This is a genomic window from Streptomyces sp. NPDC001380 (genome assembly GCF_042895785.1).
GTDB lineage: Bacteria > Actinomycetota > Actinomycetes > Streptomycetales > Streptomycetaceae > Peterkaempfera.
The window spans coordinates 392,072-411,428 of record NZ_JBIAWP010000001.1; the positions used below are offsets into that span (position 1 = coordinate 392,072).

The 19,357-nt window shown below is 76.3% G+C and carries 15 protein-coding genes; 3 read left to right on the plus strand and 12 right to left on the minus strand.

The genetic code is table 11. The features are described 5' to 3' along the window. Window positions 1-33: 33 nt before the first annotated feature. Complete coding sequence (locus ACFY07_RS01780; RefSeq protein WP_390866897.1) at window positions 34-2,604, minus strand: ATP-dependent Clp protease ATP-binding subunit; 2,571 nt, start codon at window positions 2,602-2,604, stop codon at window positions 34-36. A gap of 464 nt (window positions 2,605-3,068) precedes the next feature. Here ACFY07_RS01780 and ACFY07_RS01785 point away from each other — a divergent pair, with 464 nt between their 5' ends. Continuing rightward, a complete protein-coding gene (locus tag ACFY07_RS01785; RefSeq protein WP_390867057.1) occupies window positions 3,069-3,740 on the plus strand; it encodes a DUF5995 family protein in 672 nt (223 codons plus the stop codon). A gap of 26 nt (window positions 3,741-3,766) precedes the next feature. On the opposite strand, the gene ACFY07_RS01790 is transcribed toward ACFY07_RS01785, so the two are convergent. Together ACFY07_RS01790 and rpe are read right to left on the minus strand one after the other, a co-directional pair. Beyond that, window positions 3,767-5,206 carry a GuaB1 family IMP dehydrogenase-related protein gene (locus ACFY07_RS01790; protein WP_390866898.1) on the minus strand — a complete coding sequence of 480 codons (1,440 nt, stop codon included), beginning with the start codon at window positions 5,204-5,206 and terminating at the stop codon, window positions 3,767-3,769. Between the two features lie 273 nt (window positions 5,207-5,479). Then, window positions 5,480-6,145, minus strand: coding sequence for a ribulose-phosphate 3-epimerase (gene rpe / locus ACFY07_RS01795; RefSeq protein ID WP_390866899.1), 666 nt, complete (start codon window positions 6,143-6,145; stop codon window positions 5,480-5,482). 210 nt (window positions 6,146-6,355) lie between these two features. On the opposite strand from rpe, the gene ACFY07_RS01800 reads away from it, so the two are divergent. After that, the gene (locus tag ACFY07_RS01800) at window positions 6,356-7,345 is read left to right on the plus strand and encodes an aldo/keto reductase (protein WP_390866900.1); all 990 of its coding nucleotides are present in this window, start codon (window positions 6,356-6,358) and stop codon (window positions 7,343-7,345) included. Window positions 7,346-7,420: 75 nt separating this feature from the next. Here the strand turns inward: ACFY07_RS01800 and ACFY07_RS01805 are convergent, their stop codons facing one another. From ACFY07_RS01805 to def, 7 genes are all read right to left on the minus strand, one after another. Beyond that, window positions 7,421-8,368 carry an ABC transporter substrate-binding protein gene (locus tag ACFY07_RS01805; protein ID WP_390866901.1) on the minus strand — a complete coding sequence of 316 codons (948 nt, stop codon included), beginning with the start codon at window positions 8,366-8,368 and terminating at the stop codon, window positions 7,421-7,423. Between the two features lie 172 nt (window positions 8,369-8,540). Beyond that, entirely contained in the window at window positions 8,541-9,206 is a 666-nt protein-coding gene (locus tag ACFY07_RS01810; RefSeq protein WP_390866902.1) for an ABC transporter permease, read from the minus strand. Next, window positions 9,203-9,910: an ABC transporter permease gene (locus tag ACFY07_RS01815; protein WP_390866903.1), complete on the minus strand. Its 708-nt coding sequence runs from the start codon at window positions 9,908-9,910 to the stop codon at window positions 9,203-9,205. The genes ACFY07_RS01810 and ACFY07_RS01815 overlap by 4 nt, the downstream gene beginning before the upstream one ends. Beyond that, on the minus strand, window positions 9,910-11,097 hold the full coding sequence (locus tag ACFY07_RS01820; protein WP_390866904.1) for an ABC transporter ATP-binding protein: 1,188 nt from the start codon (window positions 11,095-11,097) through the stop codon (window positions 9,910-9,912). Before ACFY07_RS01820 ends, ACFY07_RS01815 begins: the two co-directional genes overlap by 1 nt. Before the next feature lie 369 nt (window positions 11,098-11,466). Next, a complete protein-coding gene (locus ACFY07_RS01825) occupies window positions 11,467-12,915 on the minus strand; it encodes an RsmB/NOP family class I SAM-dependent RNA methyltransferase (RefSeq protein ID WP_390866905.1) in 1,449 nt (482 codons plus the stop codon). 126 nt (window positions 12,916-13,041) lie between these two features. Then, a complete protein-coding gene (gene fmt, locus ACFY07_RS01830) occupies window positions 13,042-13,977 on the minus strand; it encodes a methionyl-tRNA formyltransferase (protein ID WP_390866906.1) in 936 nt (311 codons plus the stop codon). 81 nt (window positions 13,978-14,058) lie between these two features. After that, window positions 14,059-14,604 carry a peptide deformylase gene (def, locus tag ACFY07_RS01835; protein ID WP_230647607.1) on the minus strand — a complete coding sequence of 182 codons (546 nt, stop codon included), beginning with the start codon at window positions 14,602-14,604 and terminating at the stop codon, window positions 14,059-14,061. Between the two features lie 312 nt (window positions 14,605-14,916). Between def and ACFY07_RS01840 the strand changes: the two genes are divergently transcribed. After that, window positions 14,917-15,456, plus strand: a complete 540-nt coding sequence (locus ACFY07_RS01840) for a hypothetical protein (protein ID WP_390866907.1) — start codon at window positions 14,917-14,919, stop codon at window positions 15,454-15,456. Window positions 15,457-15,592: 136 nt separating this feature from the next. Here the strand turns inward: ACFY07_RS01840 and ACFY07_RS01845 are convergent, their stop codons facing one another. Together ACFY07_RS01845 and metK are read right to left on the minus strand one after the other, a co-directional pair. After that, window positions 15,593-17,761 (minus strand): primosomal protein N', encoded by a 2,169-nt coding sequence (locus ACFY07_RS01845; protein ID WP_390866908.1) that lies wholly within the window; start codon window positions 17,759-17,761, stop codon window positions 15,593-15,595. A 196-nt stretch (window positions 17,762-17,957) separates the two neighbouring features. Beyond that, window positions 17,958-19,166 (minus strand): methionine adenosyltransferase, encoded by a 1,209-nt coding sequence (metK, locus tag ACFY07_RS01850; protein ID WP_230647613.1) that lies wholly within the window; start codon window positions 19,164-19,166, stop codon window positions 17,958-17,960. Window positions 19,167-19,357: the final 191 nt, after the last annotated feature.

The window sequence follows — 19,357 nt, forward strand, 5'->3', positions numbered from 1 at the left end:
CCGGGGCCCGGCGGGCGGAGGCGGCCCGGGGGCTCAGGCGCTCCGGGGGGCGGCGGCGAAGGACAGGGCGTCGCCCTCGACCTCGACGCGGACGTGGTCCCCGGAGGTGAGCCGTCCGTCCAGGAGCAGCCGGGAGAGGTGGTTGTCGACCTCGCGCTGGATGGTGCGGCGCAGCGGCCGGGCGCCGTACTCGGGCTGGTGGCCGCGGCGGGCGAGCCAGTCGACGGCGGCCGGGGAGAAGTCGACGGTGACGTCCTGGGCGCGCAGCCGGCGGCGGGTCTCCTCCAGCAGCAGGTCGGTGATCTGCCGCAGCTGGTCGTCGGCGAGGCGGCGGAAGATGACGATCTCGTCGATGCGGTTGAGGAACTCGGGCCGGAAGTGGTCGCGCAGCGGCCGCAGGACCCGCTCGCGGCGCGCCTCCTCGTCGGTCCCGGCCTCGGCGCTGCCGAAGCCGAGCACCGAGCCGCGTCCGCCGAGGGCCTCGGAGCCGAGGTTGCTCGTCATGACGATGACGGTGTTCTTGAAGTCCACCGTGCGGCCCTGGGAGTCGGTGAGCCGCCCGTCGTCGAGGACCTGGAGGAGCACGTTGAAGACGTCGGGGTGGGCCTTCTCCACCTCGTCGAGGAGGAGCAGCGAGTACGGGTGGCGGCGCACGGCCTCGGTGAGCTGCCCGGCCTCCTCGTGGCCGACGTAGCCGGGGGGCGCGCCGACCAGGCGGCTGACGGTGTGCTTCTCCTGGAACTCGCTCATGTCGAGCCGGATCATGCGGTCCTCGCTGCCGAACAGCGCCTCGGCGAGCGCCCGGGCCAGCTCGGTCTTGCCGACGCCGGTGGGGCCGAGGAAGAGGAAGCTGCCGATCGGCCGGCCGGGGTCGGCGAGGCCGGCCCGGGAGCGCAGCACCGCCTCCGAGACGGCGGTGACGGCCTCGTCCTGCCCGATGACCCGCTTGTGGAGGTGGGCCTCCAGGCCGAGCAGGCGGTCCTTCTCCTCCTGGGTGAGGCTGCTGACGGGGATGCCGGTGCGCCGGGAGACGATGTCGGCGACGTCCTCGGCGGTGACCTTGGCGACGCGGTCGTGGACCTGGCTGTCGCAGGGCCGGTCACGGACGTCCGCGATGCGGCGCTGGAGGTCGGCGATCCGGTCGCGCAGCTCGGTGGCGCGCTCGTACTGCTCGTCGGCGACGGCCTGGTCCTTGTCCCGGGTGAGCTGCTCGGCCTCGCGCTCCATGGCCCGCACGTCGGTGGTCTTGGTGACGCAGCGCAGCCGGACGCGGGCGCCCGCCTGGTCCATGAGGTCGATGGCCTTGTCGGGCAGGAACCGGTCGGTCATGTACCGGTCGGAGAGCTCGACGGCGGCCAGCAGTGCCTCCTTGGTGTACCGGACCTGGTGGTGGGCCTCGTAGCGGTCGCACAGGCCGCGCAGGATCTGCAGGGCGTCCTCGGGGCTGGGCTCGGGGACGAGGACGGGCTGGAAGCGGCGGGCGAGGGCCGCGTCCTTCTCGATGTAGCGACGGTACTCCTCCAGCGTGGTGGCGCCGATGACGTGGAGCTCGCCGCGGGCCAGGGCGGGCTTGAGCATGTTGCCGGCGTCCATGCCGCCGCCCTCGGCGCCGCTGCCGGCGCCGACGACGGTGTGCAGCTCGTCGATGAAGACGACGAGCTCGTCGGAGTGGGCGCGGATCTCGTCGATGACTCCGGTGAGCCGCTCCTCGAAGTCGCCTCGGAAGCGGGTGCCGGCGACCATGCCGGGGATGTCGAGCTGGACGACGCGCCGCCCGAGCAGGGTGCCGGGGACGTCGCCGTCGGCGATGCGCTGGGCGAGCCCCTCCACGATGGCGGTCTTGCCGACGCCCGCGTCGCCGATGAGCACCGGGTTGTTCTTGCCGCGGCGGGAGAGCACCTCGACGGTCTGCTCGATCTCCTGGTCGCGGCCGATCACGGGGTCGATGCGGTCCTCGCGGGCGAGCTCGGTGAGGTCGCGGCCGAACTTGTCGAGGTTGGGCGTGCCGTGCCGGTCGGGGGCGCGGTGGTCGGCGCCGGAGGGGGCGGGCGGGCGCGGCTGCCCTCCGCCCGGGGAGACGGCTCCCGGGTCGAAGTGGGCGGCGCTGAGGATGTGGCCGGCGGCGGAGTCGCTGTTGGCGGCGAGGGCGGCCAGCACGTGCTCGGGGCCGATGTAGGAGGCGCCGGTGGCGCGGGCCAGCTCGTGGGCGTCCAGCAGGGCCCGCTTGACGGCGGGGGTGACGGCCAGCGAGGTCAGCGGGGGCCGTTCGGCGTCCTGGACGACCGGCTCGCCGGCCTGCTGGTCGATCTGCGCGGCCAGCGCGTCGGGGTCGGCGCCCGCCTGGCTGAGCATGTTGCGGGTCGGTTCGACGGTGAGGGCGGCGCGCAGCAGGTGCTCGGTGTCGAGGTCGGTGCTGCCGTGCTCGGCCGCGTACTCGGCGGCGCCGGCGACCAGGTTGCGGGTGGGCTCGCTCATCAGGCGGCCGATGTCGATCCGCCGGGGGCCCGGCTGCGGCGCGCCGGGGCCGGCGCCGAAGAAGCGTGCGAGGAACTCGGTGAACGGGTCCGGGCCGTAGCCCTCCGGACCCATGAACCCGCTGCTCATAGCCGTCCGTTCCGGCGTCCCGGCGGACCGGGACACGCTGTGCTGGTAGGCGTGCTCGTACCTGGGCGCGGGTGCCCGACCCGGGTGTGGATACACCTGTGTCGGCCCCTTGAGGACCCTTTGTGGTGAAACTACCCGATATGCCGGTGGGGCGCCGTTCCGGACGGGGCGGGACGGGGCGGGAGGGGCTGGTGGGGCGGGGGTGCGGGGCGGGGCCCGGGGCGGCCGGGCGCGGCGGCGTCCGGGTGACGGGCGGCCGCCGGACCGCGTGGAGTGCGGCCGGGCGCGGGGGCGGGCTGCGAGGGTGGTCGGCGGCCTCCGGAGCGGGTCCGGCGGCCGGCGCGCGGGAGGCGGCGGTGGAGACGTGGACCGGGGCGCCCGGGCACGCCGGTACGGGCGGCCGGGCGGGGGCGGACGGCCGCGCGGGGGTCGGCGGGTGCGACGGGCCGGGCGGCCGCACGGCCGTGGACGGCGTCGTGGCGCGGCTGCGGGAGCTGGACGCGCTGCTGCCCGCCCGTGACGGCGTGGCGGTCTTCAACCGCGTGTACCTGGCGGTCACCGAGGAGGTGCGCGACCGCCTGGCCGGACCGTGCTTCGGCGACCCGGCGGCGGTGGCGGAGCTGGACGCGGTCTTCGCCGCCCGCTACCTGGCGGCGGTCGCCGACGACCTCGCCGGGCGGCTGCCCCCGGCCTGCTGGCGGCCGCTGTTCGCGCTGCGGGCGCACCCCGGCCTCCACCCGGTGCAGTTCGCGCTCGCCGGGATCGCCGCCCACATCGGGCACGACCTGCCGCTGGCCGTGGTGGAGACCTGCCGTCGCCGCGGCTGCTCACCGCAGGACGTGGCCGCCGACTACGACCGGGTGGACGGCGTCCTCGCCGGGCTGGAGGAGCGGGTCCGGGAGATGCTGCTGCCGGGCCCGGACCTGCTCGACGCCACCGGCCCGCTGGCCCACCTGGCGGGCGCCTGGGGCGTCGGCCGGGCCCGCGACGCGGCCTGGGCGGGCGCGCGGGCGCTGTGGGCGGTGCGCGCCCTGCCTCCGGCGTACGCGGCGCTGGCCGCCGGCCTGGACGAGGCGGTCGGCCGGGTCGGCGGGCGGCTGCTGGTGCCGCTGGGCGCCGCGGTGCCCGGCCGCTGAGGGCCGGGCGCCGCGGCGCGGACGGGTCAGGCCCAGCTGGAGTGCAGCGGCTTGCCCTCGGCGTAGCCGGCGGCGCTCTGGATGCCCACGATGGCCTTCTCGTGGAACTCCTCCAGCGAGGCGGCGCCCGCGTAGGTGCAGGAGGAGCGGACGCCCGCGACGATCGAGTCGATCAGGTCCTCGACGCCGGGGCGCGCCGGGTCGACGAACATCCGCGAGGTGGAGATGCCCTCCTCGAAGAGCGCCTTGCGGGCCCGGTCGTAGGCGGACTCCTCCGCGGTGCGGTTGCGCACGGCGCGGGCGGAGGCCATGCCGAAGCTCTCCTTGTACTGGCGGCCGTCGGCGGCGGTCTGCATGTCGCCGGGCGACTCGTGGGTGCCCGCGAACCAGGAGCCGATCATGACGTTGGAGGCGCCGGCGGCCAGCGCCATGGCGACGTCGCGGGGGTGCCGCACGCCGCCGTCGGCCCAGACGTGCCTCCCGAGGCGGCGGGCCTCGGCGGCGCACTCCAGCACGGCGGAGAACTGCGGCCGGCCGACGCCGGTCATCATGCGGGTGGTGCACATGGCGCCCGGTCCGACGCCGACCTTGAGGATGTCGGCGCCCGCCTCGACCAGGTCGCGCACGCCCGCCGCGGAGACGACGTTGCCCGCGACGACGGGGACCTGCGGGTCCAGGCCGCGGACGGCGCGCAGCGCGCTGATCATCGACTCCTGGTGGCCGTGGGCGGTGTCGACCACCAGGACGTCGGCGCCCGCCTCCAGCAGCGCCTTGGCCCGGCCGGCGACGTCGCCGTTGATGCCGACGGTGGCGGCGATCCGCAGGCGGCCGGCCGCGTCCACGGCGGGCGTGTAGAGGGTGGCGCGCAGGGCGTTCCTGCGGGTGAGGACGCCGACCAGGCGGCCGTCGGCGCCGACCACGGGGGCCAGCTTGCGGTGGGCGTCGTTGAGCCGCTCGAAGGCGGCGCGCGGGTCGACGTCCTCCTCCAGCAGCAGCAGGTCGCGGGACATGACCTCGGAGAGCTGGGTGAAGCGGTCCACGCCCTGGCAGTCGACGTCGGCGACCACGCCGACCGGTCGGCCGTCCTGGACGACGACGAGGGCGCCGTGGGAGCGCTTGGGCAGCAGCGACAGCGCCTCGGCGACGGTGGCGGTCGGCGGGAGGGTGAGCGCGGTGTCGTGCACGAGGTGGCGGGCCTTGACCCACGAGACGACCTCGGAGACGACCTCGATCGGGATGTCCTGCGGGATGGCGACGAGGCCGCCGCGGCGGGCGACGGTCTCGGCCATCCGGCGGCCGGCGACCGCGGTCATGTTGGCGACGACCAGCGGGATGGTGGTGCCGGTGCCGTCGTGGCTGGAGAGGTCCACGCCCTGCCGGGATCCCACCGCGGAGCGGCTGGGGACCATGAACACGTCGTCGTACGTGAGGTCGTAGGCCGGCTTGATGTCGTTCAGGAAGCGCATGGAAACGGGGCTCTCCGGCTGGAAGGGGATACAGCTGGGGCGCGGTCGGGCCTGCGGCCGGGCGCACTCGGGCGCCCCGCACCCGAACGTCCATCATCCGGTACCGCACCGGACGGCGCCAATCCCCGTGCGATGTCCGGAGGAAGCACACAAGCGGCCGCCCGTGCGCCGGGCGGCCGCTCGTACGATCCTCCAAACGGCGGCGGCCGCCCTACGGCCGCCGCCGTCCGACCGCCGCCGTCCGGCCGGGGCCGGGGCGGCGGCCCGGGCGCGTCAGTGGCGGCAGGCCTCCGACGCCTGCTTGCGCAGGCCGCGGACGGCCTCGGCCGGGTCGGCCGCGCCGTAGACGGCGGACCCCGCCACGAAGACGTCCGCGCCGGCCTCCGCGCACCGCTCGATGGTGGCGGCCGAGACGCCGCCGTCGACCTGGAGCCACATCTGCAGGCCGTGCCGGTCGATGAGCTGCCGGGTGCGGCGGATCTTGGGCAGCATGACGTCCAGGAACGCCTGCCCGCCGAAGCCCGGCTCCACGGTCATGATCAGGATCATGTCGAGCTCGGGCAGCAGGTCCTCGTAGGGCTCGATCGGGGTCGCGGGCCGCAGGGCCATGGAGGCCCGGGCGCCCTTGGCGCGGATCTCGCGGGCGAGCCGCACGGGCGCGGAGGCGGCCTCCACGTGGAAGGTCACCGAGCCCGCTCCGGCCTCGACGTACTGGGGGGCCCAGCGGTCGGGGTCCTCGATCATGAGGTGGCAGTCGAGGGGCGTGTCCGTCGCCTTGCGCAGGGACTCCACCACCGGGACGCCCAGGGTGAGGTTGGGCACGAAGTGGTTGTCCATGACGTCGACGTGGAGCCAGTCGGCGCCGCGCACCGCCTCGGCCTCGTCGGCGAGGCGGGCGAAGTCGGCGGAGAGGATGCTCGGATTGATCTGCACGGCCATGGGTTCAGTATGTCGCGGCGGGCGGCGGCCGAGGAGGCCGCCCGGGTGCGGGGGGCGGCGGGCCGGGATGACGCGCCGTCAGCGCGCCTGCCGCGGCGGGAGGGTGCGGCGCGCCGGGAGGGGGCGGCCGGGGCGCGGCCGGGCCCGTACGGCGGAGCCGGCGCGGCGTCCTCTTGCGCGGAGCGGACGCGGGGGCGTTGGCTGGGCCCCATGGAGTACACGCAGCTGGGACGCACAGGACTCACGGTCAGCCGCATCGTGCTGGGGACGATGAACTTCGGACCGGAGACGGACGAACCCACCAGTCACGCGATCATGGACGCCGCCCTCGACGCGGGCCTGAACTTCTTCGACACGGCCAACGTCTACGGGTGGGGCGAGAACAAGGGCCGCACCGAGGAGATCATCGGCTCCTGGTTCGCCAAGGGCGGCGACCGCCGGGACCGCACGGTCCTGGCGACGAAGGTCTACGGGAACATGGGCCCGGACGGGGAGGGGTGGCCCAACCACGACCGCCTGTCGGCGCTGAACATCCGCCGCGCCGTGGAGGCGTCGCTGAAGCGGCTCGGCACGGACCACATCGATGTCTACCAGTTCCACCACGTCGACCGCCGGACCCCGTTCGAGGAGATCTGGCAGGCGGTCGACGTGCTGATCCGGCAGGGCAAGATCCTGTACGCCGGGTCGTCGAACTTCCCCGGCTACAAGATCGCGCAGGCCAACGAGACCGCCGCCCGGCAGGGCATGGTCGGGCTGGTCTCCGAGCAGTGCCTCTACAACCTCGCCGAGCGCCGCGCCGAGATGGAGGTGATCCCGGCCGCCCAGGAGTACGGCCTCGGGGTGATCCCGTGGTCGCCGCTGCACGGCGGACTGCTCGGCGGCGTGATCAGGAAGCAGGCCGAGGGCGGGCGGCGGGCGAGCAGCCGCACCGTCGACGCCCTCGCCGACACCGCCATGCGCGACCGGGTCCAGGCCTACGAGGACCTGCTGGACAAGCACGGGCTGGAGCCGGGCGAGACGGCGCTCGCCTGGCTGCTCACCCGGCCCGGCGTGACCGGGCCGATCGTCGGGCCGCGCACGCCGGAACAGCTCCGGGGCGCGCTGCGCGCGGTGGAGCTGGAGCTGGACGACGAGCTGCTGGCCGCACTGGACGAGGTCTTCCCCGGTCCGGGGCCGTCGCCCGAGGCGTTCGCCTGGTGAGGCCCGCCGGGTGACCGCGGCCCCCGGTCCTCCCCGCGGTGCGGGGAGGACCGGGGGCCGCGGGGCCGGACCGGGTCAGGACAGCCCGACCGACTTCAGCCACTCGGTGGCGACGTCCATCGGGTCCTTCTTCTCCGTCTGGACCTTCGTGTCCAGGGAGAGCAGGGTGGCGGTGTCGAGCTTCGCCGAGACCGCGTCGAGCGCGGCCGCGCCCTCCTTCGGCAGGTCGGCGGAGCGGACCAGCGGCACCACGTTCTGGAAGCCGAAGAGGTTCTTCGGGTCCTTCAGGGTGACGAACTTCTCCTTGGCGATGGTGGGGTCGGTGGTGAACAGGTCGGCGACCTGCACGTCGTCGTTCTTCAGCGCCGCCTCGGAGAGCTGGCCGCCCGCGTCGAGCGCCTTGAAGGACTTGAAGTTCAGCCCGTAGACGGACTTCAGGCCCTTGAGGCCCTGCTGGCGGGTCTGGAACTCCGGGGAGCCGCCGATCACGAGGCCCGGGGCGGCCTTCGCCAGGTCGCCGATGGAGGAGTCGCCGGTCAGCCCGAGCTTCGCGGCGGTCTTCGCGTTGAGGACCAGGGCGTCCTTGTCCTCGGCGGCCGCGTGCCGCAGCAGCTCGAGCCCGGGGGCGAGCTTCGCGGCGGCGGCGGAGTCGGTCGCGTCCGCCGACGTCGGCGCGGCCTTGGCGTCGAGGTAGGCGAGGAGCGCGCCGTTGTACTCGGGCAGCACGGTGAGCGTGCCGTTCTTGACGAAGCCGTAGGTGGTCTCCCGGCTGCCGATGTTGGGCCGGTAGGAGACCTTCAGGCCCTTGGCCTTCAGGGCCTCGCCGTAGATGTCGGCGAGCAGGATGCTCTCGGCGAAGTTGTTGGATCCGACGACGATCTGGCCGGACGCCGCCTTGCCGGGCCCCAGCGGGTTGTCGCCCCCGCCCGAGGAGCCGCAGCCCGCGAGCAGCGCGGCGGTGGCGGTGGCGGTGGCGATGACGGCGGTCGCGCGGAGGCGGCCCTGGATTCTGCTGTCGGTCACGGTGTCCTTTTCCGGGTGCGTTCGGTGGTCCCCGAGCTCTGTCTCGGGTCGATCCTGCGGGGTGGTGCCGGTGCGGCGACAGGTCCTGCCGCCGCTTGTCACGAAGTCTTGACATGCCGTCCGGACGGACCGGGCGGACGGTCCGCCCGGCGCCGGGCCCGGTGGGGCGCGGTCAGCTCCTGCGCACCCCCGGTGAGACGGCGAACCTGGCGGCCAGTCGGAACAGGCCGAGGGTGGCGAGGGCGAGCGCCGCCACGAGGACGGCGCCGCCCACGACCTTCGTGTAGTCCCGCTGGTACAGGCCGTCGATGATGTACCGGCCCAGTCCGCCGAAGCTGACGTAGGCGGCGATGGTGGCGGTGGAGACGATCTGGACGGCCGCCGACCGCAGGCCGCTGAGGATGAGCGGCAGCGCGACCGGGAACTCGACCTGGAACAGGACCCGCGCGGGGCCCATGCCCATCCCGCGTGCGGCGTCCACGGGCGCACGGTCCACGCTGCGGACCGCCTCGTAGGTGGTGACCAGGATCGGCGGGACGGCCAGCACGACGAGCGGGATCATCACGGGCGCCAGGCCGAGGCCCATGACCGTGAAGAGCAGCACCAGCAGGCCGAAGCTGGGCAGCGCGCGCCCGGCGGTGGCCAGCATGGCCAGCGCGTTGCCGCCGCGCCCGGTGTGCCCGGTGACCAGGCCGACCGGGAGGGCGACGGCCGCGGCGAGCAGGAGGGCCAGCAGCGAGTACTCCAGGTGCTCCGCCAGGCGCTGCGGGATGCCGTCGTAGCCGTGCCACTGGCCGCTGCGGCCGAAGAAGTCGGTGACGAAGTGGAGGAGGTTCACCGGGCCTCCTCCACGGCCGGGGCGGCGGGCACGGCCGCGGGCCGCGGCGCCGCCGTCCGCCTGCGGCGGTCCGGCGACCAGGGGGTGAGCAGGCGGCGGCAGAGCACCAGGAGGGCGTCGGCGGCGACGGCCAGCAGCGCGGTGGTGGCCACCGAGGTGACCGCGAGCTCCGGGCGGTGGTAGGACATCGCGTCCGCGAGCAGGTTGCCGAGCGCGCCCTGGTTGCCGATGAGGGCGCCGATGCTGACCAGGCTGATGCTGGAGACGGTGGCGACCCGGAGGCCGGCGAAGACCGCGGGCACGGCGATCGGCAGCTCGACCTGGAGGTAGCGGCGGATCGGGCCGAAGCCCATCGCGGTGGCGGCGGCGTGGGTCTCCTCCGGCACCGAGCGGACGCCGTCGACGATCGCGGGCACCAGGACCACCAGGCTGTAGAGGGCGAGCGGGATCATCACGGTGACCTCGCTCTGGCCGGTCCAGTCGATGAGCAGGACGAAGAAGGCCAGGGACGGGACCGCGTACAGCACCGTGGTCGTCCAGAGCACCGGCGGGTACAGCCGGGGGAACCGGACGCAGAGCTGGGCGAGGGGCAGGGACAGCAGCAGTCCGGCGAGGACCGGGACCAGCGCCTCCTCCAGGTGCCACCCGACGAGGCCGAGGTAGCTGTGCTGGAGGTCGCTGGGCATGCGGAAGAACTCGTCCATCACGCGACCCCGGCGGGCTCGGTGCCCTCGGGCGCGCCCCCGTCGCGCGCGTCCGCGTCGGCGGCGCCCTCGGCCTCCGGGTACCGTCCGGCGGCGTGCGCCGCGCGGATGGCGGCGGCGACGGCCTCCTGGGAGGCCACGCCGACCACCCGGCCGTCGCCGTCGACGCCGACGGCCCAGCCGGTCGGCGAGAGGACGGCGCTGTCCAGGGCGGAGCGCAGCGAGCCGCGGCCCGCCTCGAAGGTGCGGCCGTACGGGAGCAGCTCCCGGTCGCCGGCGGCGCGGCGGGCCGGGTCGGCCCAGCCGAGGGGACGGCCCTCGGCGTCGGTGACCAGCAGGTACGGCGCACCGCTGCGGTCGGCCGCCGCTCCGGCCGGGTCCCCGGCGGGGGCGTCGTCGCGGACGACGGGGGCGGTGGTGAGCTCCAGGCCGGAGGCGGCGAAGAAGGAGAGCCGCCGGATGCCGCGGTCGGCGCCGAGGAAGTCCTCGACGAAGGCGTCGGCGGGGGCGGAGAGCAGCCGGTCGGGCGGTGCGAACTGGGCGAGGCGCCCGCCGGTGCGCAGCACCGCGACCATGTCGCCGAGGCGGATCGCCTCGTCGATGTCGTGGGTGACGAAGACGATGGTCTTGCCCAGCTCCGCCTGGATCCGCAGCAGCTCCTCCTGGAGGCCCTTGCGGACGACGGGGTCCACCGCCGAGAAGGGCTCGTCCATGAGCAGGACCGGCGGGTCGGCGGCGAGGGCCCGGGCCACGCCCACGCGCTGCTGCTGGCCGCCGGAGAGCTGGTACGGGTAGCGGCCGGCCATGGCGGTGTCCAGGCCCACCCGCTCCATCAGCTCCAGGGAGCGGGCACGGGCGCGGCGCCGGTCCCAGCCGAGCAGGCGGGGGACGGTGGCGATGTTGTCGGCGACGGTGCGGTGCGGGAAGAGCCCGGCGTGCTGGATGACGTAGCCCATGGAGCGGCGCAGGCCGTGGACCGGCTGCTCCCGCAGGTCGGCGCCGTCCAGCAGGATGCGGCCGCCGGTGGGCTCGATCATGCGGTTGACCATGCGCAGCGAGGTGGTCTTGCCGCAGCCGGACGGGCCGACCAGGACCGTGATCGACCGGTCGGGCATCTCCAGGGAGAGCCCGTCGACCGCGACCGTGCCGTCCGGGTAGCGCTTCGTGACGGATTCAAAACGTATCAAAGCGGCGGTCGTCCTTCGGATAGGTCGGTCGGGCACGGCGGCGGCCGCTCCTCCCCCGCCGCGGCGCGCCGGGGGAAGTGGCCGAGTGTAGACCTGCCCACTGACGGCGGGCCGGAACACCGCGCCGTGGTGACGACCGTCTCAGTGCAGGTCACAGCGGATTGCGGGACGTCGCGGCAGAGGGGTGGCGCGTCACGCGGCGGGACGCGGCGTCACGCGGGGGACCCGTCGGAAGGGGACCGAAGGCGGCGTCACGCGGGGGGCGCGGCGGAAGGGGCCGGGAGACGGCGGAGGGCACCCGACCCCGCCGGCGGGCGCCGGCGGGGTCGGGTGGCGGGGTCCCGGTCGCGGGAAGGGCGGCGGGGCCTGTCAGGACGTGCGGCGCAGCAGCGCCAGGTACATCGCGTCGGTGCCGTGCAGGTGCGGCCAGAGCTGGACGTCCGGGCCGTCGCCGAGGCCGGGGAGGCCGGGCAGCAGCGGGCGGGCGTCGATCCACTCGGTGTCGGTACGGCCGCGCAGCACGTCGTCGACGACGGAGCGGGTCTCGGCCAGATGCGGGGAGCAGGTGGCGTACCCGACGACGCCGCCGGGCCGGGCCGCGTCCAGGGCGGAGCGCAGCAGGCCGCGCTGGAGCGGGCCGAAGGCGGCCAGGTCGTCGGGGCGGCGGCGCCAGCGGGCCTCGGGACGGCGGCGCAGCGCGCCGAGGCCGGAGCAGGGCACGTCGACCAGGACCCGGTCGAAGGTGCCGGGCCGCCATGCCGGGCGGGTGCCGTCGGCGGTGACGACGGCGTACGGGCCGGGGTTGCCGTCCAGGGCGCGGGCGACCAGACGGGCGCGGTGCGGCTGCTTCTCGGAGGCGACCAGGGCGGCGCCGCGGCCGGCGGCGAGGGCGGCGAGCAGGGCGGCCTTGCCGCCGGGGCCAGCACAGCCGTCCAGCCAGAGCCGGTCGGGGCCGTCCAGGGACGCGGCGGCCAGGGCGGCGGCGACGAGCTGGCTGCCCTCGTCCTGGACGCTGGCCCGGTTCTCGCGGACGGCGTCGACGGCCGCCGGGTCGCCGCCCTCGGCGAGGCGGACCGCGTACGGGGACCAGCGGCCGGGCGCGGTCGTCTCCTCGGGCAGGGAGGCGCGGATCTCGTCGGCGGTGGAGCGGCCGGGGCGGGCGACCAGGGTGACCTCGGGCCGGGCGTTGTCGGCCTCGAGCAGGTCCTCGATGCCGGCGCGGCCGGAGGCGTCGGGCTGCCAGCGGCCGAGGGAGTCCCAGAGGGCGGAGACCACCCAGCGGGGGTGGGAGTGGACGACGGCGAGGTGGTCCTCGGCGTCCTTCTCGTAGGGCGGGGCGACCTCGGCCAGCCAGCCGTCGAGGTCGCGGGCGGCGATGCGGCGCAGCACGGCGTTGACGAACTTGGCGCGGCCGTCGCCGAGCACCACCCGGGCCAGCTCCACGGTGGCGGAGACGGCGGCGTGCGGGGGGATGCGGGTGCCGAGCAGCTGGTGGGCGCCGAGGACGAGGACGTCCAGGACCGGCGGGTCGACCTCGCGCAGCGGCCGGTCGACGCAGGCCGCGACGACGGCGTCGTAGGTGCCCTGGCGGCGCAGCGCGCCGTAGACCAGCTCGGTGGCCAGGGCGGCGTCGCGGCGGTCGAGGCCGCTCCTGCGCTCGGCCTCGCGGAGCAGGGAGGGCAGGATCAGGTTGGCGTAGGCGTCGCGCTCGTCGACGGCGCGCAGCGCCTCGAAGGCGACCATGCGCGCCGGGTCCTTCTTGGGGCGGCGGTACGGGCGCGGGGCGCGGCGGCCGCGGGCGGGGGGCGGGGTGGTCATGCGGGGCCTCGCGGGAAGGTGCGTCGGATCACGGATCGGTGCGGCGGTGCGGGTTCGGTGCGGCGGTGCGGGCAGGCGGGGACAGGGGAGGGGTGCGGGTCCGGTGGGGCGGGGCGGGCGCCCCGGTCAGGCGCCCAGGAACTCGCCGGACCCGATGCGGACGCCCCTCGCCCAGTCTCCCGCGCCCATCCGCTTCTTGCCCTGCGGCTGGACGTCGCCCAGCTCGACCTCGTGGCTGCCGGTGCCGACCCGCACGCTGTTCCTGGCGACGGCCAGTTCGCCGGGGGCCAGCTCCGCGCGGTCGGTGAGCAGCCGGACGGGCCCGGCGAGCTTGAGGCGCTCGCCCCGGAAGACGGTCCAGGCGCCGGGAGCGGGGGCGCAGCCGCGCACGACGCGGTCGATCCGCAGGGCGGGGGCCCTCCAGTCGACGCGCGCGTCCTCGACGGTGATCTTCGGGGCGAGGGTGACGCCGTCGGCGGGCTGCGGGACGGCGTGCAGGGAGCCGTCCTCGATGCCGTCCATGGTGGCGGCCAGCAGCCGGGCGCCCGAGCGGGAGAGGCGGTCGAGGAGTTCGCCGCTGGTGTCGGTGGGGCGGATCTCCTCGGTGAGGACGCCGTAGACCGGCCCGGAGTCCAGGCCCTCCTCGATGAGGAAGGTGGAGGCGCCGGTGACCTCGTCGCCGGCCATCACCGCGTGCTGCACCGGGGCGGCGCCGCGCCAGGCGGGCAGCAGCGAGAAGTGCAGGTTGACCCAGCCCAGCCGCGGGACGTCGAGGGCGGCCCGGGGCAGCAGCGCCCCGTACGCGACCACCGGGCAGCAGTCCGGGGCGATGGCGGCCAGCCGCTCCAGGAAGTCCGGGTCGCGGGGACGGGCGGGCTTGAGGACCTCGACGCCCGCCTCCTCGGCCCGCTGGGCGACCGGGCTCGCCACCAGGCGGCGGCCGCGTCCGGCGGGCGCGTCGGGCCGGGTGACGACCGCTGCGACCTGGTGCCGGTCGGAGGCGAGCAGGGCCTCCAGCGCGGGGACGGCGACCTCGGGGGTGCCGGCGAAGACGAGCCTCATGCGGGGGTGGGGCCTTCCTGGGGCGGAGCGGGCTGGGTCGGAGCGGGCGGGACGGGCGCGGGGCCGGCCGGCGGGACGGGGCTAGCGGGCGCCGCCGAACGTGCTGTGCGGGGAGACCTTCACCTGCGGGGCCGGACCGCCGGACCACTCGGCCTCGCGGATGGCCCGCAGCGCCGCCTTGCGCTGCTCGCGGTCGAGGCGGTCGATGAAGATGATGCCGTCGAGGTGGTCCGTCTCGTGCTGGATGCAGCGGGCCAGCAGCTGCGTGCCCTCGACGGTCACCGGGTCGCCGTGCATGTTGAGGCCGCGGGCGACCACGCCGTACGCGCGGCGGGTGTCGAACGTCAGGCCGGGCAGGGAGAGGCAGCCCTCGGGACCCTCCTGCTCCTCGTCGGTGAGCGACAGGTCGGGGTTGACCAGGTGGCCGATCTCGCCGTCGACGACGTAGGTGAAGACCCGCAGCGAGACGCCGAGCTGGGGGGCGGCCAGGCCCGCGCCGGGCGCGTCCAGCATGGTGTCCGTGAGGTCCTTGACCAGGGTGCGCAGCTCCTTGTCGAAGGTGGTCACCGGCCGGGCCGGGGTGCGCAGGACCGGGTCGCCGAAGATGCGGATCGGCTGTATCGCCACCGGAGGGTGCTCCCGTCGGGTCGAGGCAGGGACGGCGTACCAGTCTACGGGGGCGGGGCCGCCGTTCCGCACGGGCGGCGGCCGGGCGGGCCGGGGCCGGGCGGCGGGCGGCCGGGCAGGCGGGTGGCGGGCGGCCGGGCGGGCGCGGGTGCGGGAGGGCGGGACCGGGGGCGGCTCCCGTACCGGTTCCGCCGAAAGCGTGACCAGGGGGGCGGGTCGGGCGTTGGTCAAGGCGAGATTGACCGCGCGGACGGATCCGGCCGTGGCAGCAGCGCCCCGGCCGCTCCCCGCCGTCCTGGAGGCTCCGGTTCTATGGCCGACCACACGACACACGACGCCCGGGCTCGGGCCAGCCTGCACCTGCTCGTCCGCGACATCGAGAGAGTGCGCCGCCAGGTGGACGCGCTGCGGACGCTCACCGCCCAGCTGGGCAACGTCTACCGGCCGCGCAGGGCCGGCGGCTCCACCGGCTTCGTGGTGTACGGACGGGCGCCCGCGCCGACCGTACGGCTGGCGCAGGAGCTGCGGGACAGCATCGAGTCGCTGGTGGGCGCGGCGGTGGAGTTCGACCGCTCGCTGGGGTTCTCGTGGGACTCGGTGGGTTCGGCCCTGGGCGTGACCAAGCAGGCGGTGCACCGCCGCTACGGCATGCGCCGCACACCGGTGGGCCAGGCGGCGGGGGGCCCGGGGGGCCCGGTGCCCGCCGGGCCTGCGGACGGCCCGCCGGCGGTGCCGTCCGTGCCGCACCAGCCGACGGCGCCCCAGCCGGTGGCGGCCGCCGCCCGGTCCGCCGTGATCCCGGCGGCCCGGCAGGCCGGCTCCGTCCGGCCGCTGCAGCGGCCGGTGCACTGACGGGGCTCCCCGGGGCGCGGGCCGGGACGGTCCGGCCCGCGCCGGGCGCGGCGGCCGACGTCCGGACGCGGGCCGTCCGCAGGCCGGACGCGGCGGCCCGCGCCCGGCTCCCGCGCCGCCGCGGACGCGGCCGCCGTCAGCCGATGTCCGGCGGGTCGATGCGGATCCGCACGGGCTCGGGCTGCTTGCGGGCGAGCCGGGCCACCCGGGCGGCCTTGAGGGCGGCGGCGAGCGCACCGCCCTGCCCCGGGGGGACGCGGACCAGCGCCCGCTGCTGCGGCTCCCCCCCGGCCTCGGGCGGCCCGGGGACGGGCACCGGCCCGAGGACGTCCGCGCCCTCGGGCAGCCGGGTGAGGGCGAGCAGGTCGGCGACGGCGGCCGGCGAGCCGGTGACCGCGGCCATCCGGGAGACCGGCGGGAAGCCGAGCTGCTCCCGCTCCTGGAGCTCGGTGGCGGCGTGTCCGGCCGGGTCCCACCGCACCAGGGCCTGGACGGGCCGCAGCGTCGGCTCGGCGACGACCACCACCGTCCCGCCCTCGGCGTGCGGCCGCACCAGGGCGGCGGCGCCCAGCCAGCGGCGCAGCGCCTCCTCCCCCGCCCGCAGGTCGGGCCGGTTCAGCAGGGCCCACCCGTCGAGCAGCAGGGCGGCGGCGTAGCCGCCGTCGGCGACGGGTTCGGCGCCGGGGGTGGCCACGACGAGGGCCGGTTCGCCGGACACCGCGGCGAGGACGGCGTCCCGCCCGGAGGTCCGCACCGGAACGGCGGGGAAGGCGCGCCCGAGCTCGTCCGCGGTGCGGCGGGCGCCGACCACCTGGGCCCGCAGCCGGAAGGAGCCGCACTCGGGGCAGTGCCAGTCGGCCTCGGGACGCCCGCACCAGACGCAGTGCAGCAGCCCGTCGACGCCGCGGGCCTCCAGCGGGCCGGCGCAGTGGGCGCAGCGGGCCTGCTCGCGGCAGCGGGCGCAGGCGAGCCGGGGCACGTAGCCGCGGCGCGGCACCTGGACCAGGACCGGGCCGCGGGCGAGGGCGTCGCGGGCGGTCCGCCAGGCGAGGGTGGGCAGGCGGGCGGCCCGGGCGGCACCGTCGCGGTCCAGGTCGCGGTCGTCGACGGTGCGGACCAGGGGCGCGGCGCGGCGGAGCCCGTCCCGGTCGGGGACCAGCGGCCGGGCCCACCGGGTGGCGACGAGCCGGGCGGCCTCCACGGTCACGGCGAAGCCGCCGATCAGCACGCCGGCGCCCTCCTCGGCGGCACGCATCAGGGCGACGTCGCGGGCGTGCGGATGGGGGGCGTGCAGGTCGGAGTGGCTGGAGTCGCCGTCGTCCCAGACGACGAGCAGGCCGAGGTCGCGGACGGGCGCGAACATCGCGGCGCGGGTGCCGGCGACAGCGCGCACGGAGCCGCGGCTGACGGCGAGCCAGCGGCGGTAGCGCTCCTCCTGGCCGAGCTCGGCGGTGAGGGCGGTGTGGCGGCCGGGGCCGAGGACGGCGGTGAGGGCGGCGTCGACGCGGGCGGTGGCGCGGCCGTCGGGCAGCACGACGAGGACGCCGCGTCCGGAGGCGAGGGTGGCGGCGGCCGCGCGGGCGACCTCCTCGGGCCACCGGGGGCCGGGCAGGGCGGTCCACACGGCGCGCGGGGACCGCCCGGCGGCGAGGGCGTCGAGGAAGGCCGGACCGGCGGGGTAGCGGGCCCAGCCGCCCGGCGCGGGCGCGGGCGGGGCGGGCAGCGGGTCCGGCGAGGGGTCGGCCTCGGCCCGGGCGTGGCGGGGCGGTACGGCGAGGCTGAGCACGTCGGCGAGGGTGCCTGCGTACCGGTCGGCGACGGCCCGGCACAGGCGGAGCAGGGCGGGCGTGAGGACGGGCTCGGGCGAGAGCACCTGGGAGAGCGGGGCGAGCGGGCCGGGGTAGTCGGAGGCGGCGCGGCGCTCGACGACGTACCCGTCGACGAGGCCGCCGCCGGCCCGGCGGCCGTCCACGACGCGGGCGCCGAACCGCACCCGGACGCGGACGCCGGGCTGGGCGGCCCCGGCCATCTTCGCGGGCACGGCGTAGTCGTAGTACTGGTCCAGGTGGGCGAGACCCTTGTCCACCAGCACCCGGGCGACGGGCAGCTCGTCGGCGAGCGGCTGCGGCCCGCGGGCGCGCGGCCGCGCCCGGCGGACGGACGCGCGGAGCAGGGCCAGCTGCTCGGGCGGTCCGGCCTCCGGGGCGGTCACCGGGGCTGCCTCCGCGCCGGGCCCGGGCCCGGTCACGGGCCCGGCCCCTGAGCCGGTCACGGTGCCGGGCTGCTGCGGGTCGGTGGTGCTCATCGCTCCCAGTGGTACCAGACGGGACGGACAGGCCGGGACGGCGGCGCCGGCCGGCGGCGGGGGCGGGCCGGGCGGCCCCCGGGGTCCCGTCCGGCGGCGGACGGCGGGGGCGCGCGCCGGACGCGGCGGTGGCCCCGCGACGTCGTCGCGGGGCCACCGTGGCGTTCCGTGCGGGAGCGTCCGCCCCGCGGGGGCGTCAGGCCTCGACGGCCTTGCGCAGCTCCTCGGCGCGGTCGGTCCGCTCCCAGGTGAAGTCCGGCAGGTCGCGGCCGAAGTGGCCGTACGCCGCCGTCTGGGCGTAGATCGGGCGCAGCAGGTCGAGGTCGCGGATGATCGCGGCCGGCCGCAGGTCGAAGACCTGGGCCACGGCGGCCTGGATCCTCTCGACCGGGGCGGTCTCGGTGCCGAAGGTCTCCACGAAGAGGCCCACCGGCTCGGCCTTGCCGATGGCGTAGGCGACCTGGACCTCGGCGCGGCGGGCCAGGCCCGCGGCGACGATGTTCTTGGCGACCCAGCGCATCGCGTACGCGGCCGAGCGGTCCACCTTGGACGGGTCCTTGCCGGAGAAGGCGCCGCCGCCGTGGCGGGCCATGCCGCCGTAGGTGTCGATGATGATCTTGCGGCCGGTCAGGCCGGCGTCGCCCATCGGGCCGCCGATCTCGAAGCGGCCGGTCGGGTTGACCAGCAGCCGGTAGCCCTCGGTGGCCAGCGTGATGCCGTCCTCCGCCAGGCGGGCCAGCTCCGGCTCCACCACGAACTCGCGGATGTCGGGGGCGAGCAGCGAGTCCAGGTCGATGTCGCTGGCGTGCTGGCTGGAGACGACCACGGTGTCCAGGCGGACCGGGCGGTCGCCGTCGTACTCGATGGTGACCTGGGTCTTGCCGTCCGGGCGCAGGTAGGGGATGGTCCCGTTCTTGCGCACCTCGGAGAGGCGGCGGGCCAGGCGGTGGGCCAGCGTGATCGGCAGCGGCATCAGCTCGGGGGTGTCGTCGCACGCGTAGCCGAACATCAGGCCCTGGTCGCCGGCGCCCTGGCGGTCCAGCTCGTCGTCGTCGCCCTCCACGCGGTTCTCGTACGCCGCGTCCACACCCTGGGCGATGTCGGGCGACTGCGCGCCGATGGAGACCGAGACGCCGCAGGAGGCTCCGTCGAAGCCCTTCTTGGAGCTGTCGTAGCCGATCTCCAGGATCCTGTCCCGGACGAGCGTCGCGATCGGCGCGTACGCCTTGGTGGTGACCTCGCCGGCCACGTGCACCTGGCCGGTGGTGATCAGCGTCTCGACGGCGACCCGGGAGGAGGGGTCGTCCTTGAGGAGCGCGTCGAGGATGGTGTCGCTGATCTGGTCAGCGATCTTGTCGGGGTGGCCCTCGGTGACGGACTCCGAGGTGAACAGGCGGCGAGACACAGCGCTCCCTGGGGTTGCAGCGGCTGCTGACTGAACGCCCCCGGCGGGCCGGGGGCGTCCGGAAAGACTTCTGAGGGCGAGTCTAACCGTGATGACCTGGGAAAGGACATGCGGTCTCGGGTGGTGGATGGCACATCCGGACCGAACGGTCACCTGACGTGTACGTTTGGGCCATCCGTACACCCGTTCGG

What these genes read in the sequence shown, in the direction of transcription:
- fmt (WP_390866906.1), bottom strand. Translation starts at nt 13,977, where the DNA reads ATGAGGCTCGTCTTCGCCGGCACCCCCGAGGTCGCCGTCCCCGCGCTG.
- ACFY07_RS01840 (WP_390866907.1), top strand. Translation starts at nt 14,917, where the DNA reads ATGGCCGACCACACGACACACGACGCCCGGGCTCGGGCCAGCCTGCAC.
- ACFY07_RS01800 (WP_390866900.1), top strand. Translation starts at nt 6,356, where the DNA reads ATGGAGTACACGCAGCTGGGACGCACAGGACTCACGGTCAGCCGCATC.
- ACFY07_RS01815 (WP_390866903.1), bottom strand. Translation starts at nt 9,910, where the DNA reads ATGGACGAGTTCTTCCGCATGCCCAGCGACCTCCAGCACAGCTACCTC.
- ACFY07_RS01780 (WP_390866897.1), bottom strand. Translation starts at nt 2,604, where the DNA reads ATGAGCAGCGGGTTCATGGGTCCGGAGGGCTACGGCCCGGACCCGTTC.
- rpe (WP_390866899.1), bottom strand. Translation starts at nt 6,145, where the DNA reads ATGGCCGTGCAGATCAATCCGAGCATCCTCTCCGCCGACTTCGCCCGC.
- ACFY07_RS01845 (WP_390866908.1), bottom strand. Translation starts at nt 17,761, where the DNA reads ATGAGCACCACCGACCCGCAGCAGCCCGGCACCGTGACCGGCTCAGGG.
- ACFY07_RS01825 (WP_390866905.1), bottom strand. Translation starts at nt 12,915, where the DNA reads ATGACCACCCCGCCCCCCGCCCGCGGCCGCCGCGCCCCGCGCCCGTAC.
- ACFY07_RS01790 (WP_390866898.1), bottom strand. Translation starts at nt 5,206, where the DNA reads ATGCGCTTCCTGAACGACATCAAGCCGGCCTACGACCTCACGTACGAC.